We start from the raw sequence: 3,317 nt of genomic DNA, 5'->3' as shown, positions 1-3,317 counted from the left end.
ATTCTTGACGGCTAAATTCTCAACCACAATCGTTTGGTTTTCACGAACTAATTGAGTGGTTAGCTTGTGTAAATGGTCTTTTCTGCTATCGGTGATTTGAGCGTGAATTTTGGCTACTTTGATTCTTGCTTTTTCCCGATTTTTTGACCCTTTCTGTTTTCTAGAAAGGCTTTTTTGGGCCTTTCGCAGTCTCCGATAATGTTTCTTAAAATGCTTAGGATTAGATACCTTGTCTCCATCGCTGGTAATCACGAGGCTACTAATTCCTAAGTCAATTCCGATGGCTTTATCTGTTACTGGTAATGGCTTAATTGTTGGGTCATCAAATCTTATTGAAATATGCCAACGTCCAGAAGGATGTAATCTGACTGTTACTGTGCTTGGTTCACAGCTTTCTGGTATTTGTCTTGACCATCGAATAGGTAAAGGTTCTGTGCATTTAGCTAAATAGATTTGTTTGTCTTTAAATTTAAAAGCAGATTTGGTAAATTCGGCACTTCCTCCCTGATGTTTTTTCTTAAAGTTAGGATAATTAGTACGACCAGCAAAGAAATTAGTGAAAGCTGTTTGTAAATGTCTTAACCCTTGTTGTAAAGGTACACAGCTTACTTCATTGAGAAAGTTTAATTCTTCTTGCTTTTTCCAATCGGTTAGCATTGAAGAAGTTTGAGCGTAGCCTACTCTTTCTTGCTTTTCGTACCATGCTTGTGTTCGTTCGTGGAGAGCTTTGTTGTAAACTAATCTTACACAGCCCAATGTGCGCCGCAATAGCGACTCTTGTTCTGGTGTGGGGTAAAATCGAAACGAATAGGCTTTTTCCATACCTCACATTTTAGCATATATTTCGTCAATGTGCTAATATTTAACAGTAAAGCCGTCGTAGAACGACGGGGTTTCAGACCCAAAATTTCCGATGAAAAAAGTACTTGTTATTTTAATTCTGTCTTTTCTGAGCGAACAAATATCAATAAAATCACCAATTTCTGGCAATCAAACCCTCAATAATTTAGCCGTAGCTAACAACAATAATCGTCCCACTCCCCAGAAAAAACCTAGTCCTTCTCCACAGTTTCGGTGCGATGGTAGAACTCACTGTTCCCAGATGACCTCCTGTGCAGAAGCGACTTTTTTCTTGAGAAATTGCCCCAATGTCAAAATGGATGGAGACGGTGATGGAGTTCCCTGTGAAAGTCAATGGTGTGGAAAAAAATCCTCAGAAAAATGTTGGGAAAGTTCTCAAAATAACTAATTTTGTTTCCTCACCCCAATTCTCTCACTTAAAGAATCGGGGTGAAAACAATCAAGAAGCAGTAATCACGGGAGAATTAAGATATTGATAATTCCAGTCCGATTGTTGCCAAACGCGACCATCAAGGGCAATTTGTTCGATTAAACTAGCTAATCGTAAAGCTTTTAAAGCTTGTTCCCCACCGACAGAAGGTTGGTCCCCACCGCGCACACAATGAACAAAATGTTCTAATTCCGCGTGTAGGGGTTCAATATTGCTAGTATAAACCTTTTCAATTAAACCATCTTGACGGTAGAGAACTTGACCGTAATCGGTGCTATAGTTAGCGGTGGTTTGCCGGTGAATGAGGATTTCATTATTGAGAAAATCCGCTTCCGTGAGAGAATTTTTACAGTGGGCTGCTAAACGACGAATCTTGCGATGAGTCACCTTACTAGCGGTTAAATTAGCCACTACTCCATTACTAAAACCAAGGGTTGCAGTGACATAATCGAGATAACCGGAATCAGTGGCAGCGCGACTACCACTAGCGGTTAATTTCACCACGGGAGCGGAGACTAATTCTAAAATTAAATCTATATCGTGGATCATTAAATCTAACACCACCGACACATCATTAGCGCGTTGGGAATAGGGACTCATGCGATGGGATTCAATCGCTAAAATCTCCTCGGTTTTCAAGACCTTCGATAACTCTTGGAAAGCGGGATTAAAACGCTCGATATGACCCACTTGCAGAATACAATCGTGATCGGCTGCCGCGTTGACTAAAGATTCCGCTTCACTAATACTAGCGGCGATCGGTTTCTCGATCAAGGTATGTACTCCCCCTTGCAGACAGTCCATCCCGACTCGATGGTGTAACCGCGTGGGGACAGCGATACAAACCGCATCTACCCTAGGTAAGAGATCTAAATAATTTTCAAAAAAACGGACTCGGTATTTACTGGCAGTTTCCAGTCCCTTTTCGACGTTGACATCGGCCACCCCGACGAATTCCACGTCTTTTAATAAACTCAGGATGCGACTATGGTGTTGTCCCATGTTACCGACCCCGATAATCCCGACTTTAATCGGTTTGAGTTGATTTCTGTTACCCGGAAAGTTTACTGGTTGATTGGACATGAATTTTAGACTCCTGTGTTCACACTCCCCACACCACTTGATTAGATTAATCAAGCTGATTTTGTCGATGAATTACCAAGATGGTATCATGGTTATCCAGATTCTGACACGATGTCGGTGTCAATGGGGGTTCTAAGAAGATTTTCTGATTTCACCTGCGGGTTTTCACTCCTAAATGCTTATCAAAAAATCATCCCTGAGTAGCGAGGACTACATTCGGCTAAATTTTAACTATGGACAATTCAACGGATTTTAACTCCTTACGGGGATTAAGTGTTTTTTTGCTAGGAATGATGGGATCTGGCAAATCCACCCTGGGAGAGTTGCTTTCCCGACGGTTACAATATCGTTTTTTTGATACAGATATATTAATAGAAAGGGTCGCGGGAAAGAAAATCAGGGAAATTTTTGCCGACGAGGGAGAAGCGACTTTTCGGGAGTTAGAAACCCAAGTTTTAGCCGAATTATCCTCTCTGACTAAAACTGTGATTGCCACCGGGGGAGGGATGGTTTTAAAACCGATGAATTGGAGTTATCTTCGTCACGGTTTAATGATTTGGTTAGATGTTCCTCTCGAAGTCTTGGTTAAACGTTTAAAAAAAGATACCTCTCGTCCCTTGTTGGAGTCCACTGATTTAGAAAGTAAACTGGAATTATTATTAGAACAAAGACGAGGACTTTATGCAGAAGCAGATCTTCGGATTGTTGTTTCTGACCTAGATACACCTACTCATATCGTTGAGAAAATTTTAACAGCAATACCGACGGTGATTAAAGATTTTCATCCAGAAAGAGACAATAACTAGGGTTTGCTGAAAAAGCTTTTCCTGGGGGCAGGGTGTGGGGTGTGGGGTGTGGGGTGTGGGGTTTTACCGATTTTGAGGTAGTCAATTACCTAATTTTCAGGGAAAAAGTACCTGAATTTTCCCCCCGATCCCCGCAA

4 protein-coding genes are annotated in these 3,317 nt (G+C 41.3%); 2 read left to right on the top strand and 2 right to left on the bottom strand.

Annotation, left to right across the window (positions count from 1 at the left end; genetic code table 11):
• Positions 1 to 822, bottom strand: an 822-nt coding sequence (locus O9295_RS16975) for an RNA-guided endonuclease InsQ/TnpB family protein (RefSeq protein WP_288034036.1), incomplete at its 3' end; no start/stop codon positions are given.
• A 91-nt stretch (positions 823 to 913) separates the two neighbouring features.
• On the opposite strand from O9295_RS16975, the gene O9295_RS16970 reads away from it, so the two are divergent.
• The gene (locus O9295_RS16970; RefSeq protein WP_288034033.1) at positions 914 to 1,249 is read left to right on the top strand and encodes an excalibur calcium-binding domain-containing protein; all 336 of its coding nucleotides are present in this window, start codon (positions 914 to 916) and stop codon (positions 1,247 to 1,249) included.
• Positions 1,250 to 1,300: 51 nt separating this feature from the next.
• Here the strand turns inward: O9295_RS16970 and O9295_RS16965 are convergent, their stop codons facing one another.
• A complete protein-coding gene (locus tag O9295_RS16965; protein WP_061433117.1) occupies positions 1,301 to 2,374 on the bottom strand; it encodes a Gfo/Idh/MocA family protein in 1,074 nt (357 codons plus the stop codon).
• Between the two features lie 233 nt (positions 2,375 to 2,607).
• Here O9295_RS16965 and O9295_RS16960 point away from each other — a divergent pair, with 233 nt between their 5' ends.
• Positions 2,608 to 3,180: a shikimate kinase gene (locus O9295_RS16960; protein ID WP_288034032.1), complete on the top strand. Its 573-nt coding sequence runs from the start codon at positions 2,608 to 2,610 to the stop codon at positions 3,178 to 3,180.
• The last annotated feature ends 137 nt before the right edge of the window (positions 3,181 to 3,317 follow it).

Origin of the sequence: Microcystis sp. LE18-22.4A, assembly GCF_027531105.1 — a bacterium.
Classification (GTDB): domain Bacteria; phylum Cyanobacteriota; class Cyanobacteriia; order Cyanobacteriales; family Microcystaceae; genus Microcystis; species Microcystis aeruginosa.
Note: the sequence above shows the minus strand (reverse complement) of the source record. Positions and strands in the feature narration are given on the sequence as shown.

Excerpts from the sequence above, each read along its gene's own strand:
- O9295_RS16970 (WP_288034033.1), top strand. The coding sequence starts at position 914 with ATGAAAAAAGTACTTGTTATTTTAATTCTGTCTTTTCTGAGCGAACAA.
- O9295_RS16965 (WP_061433117.1), bottom strand. The coding sequence starts at position 2,374 with ATGTCCAATCAACCAGTAAACTTTCCGGGTAACAGAAATCAACTCAAA.
- O9295_RS16960 (WP_288034032.1), top strand. The coding sequence starts at position 2,608 with ATGGACAATTCAACGGATTTTAACTCCTTACGGGGATTAAGTGTTTTT.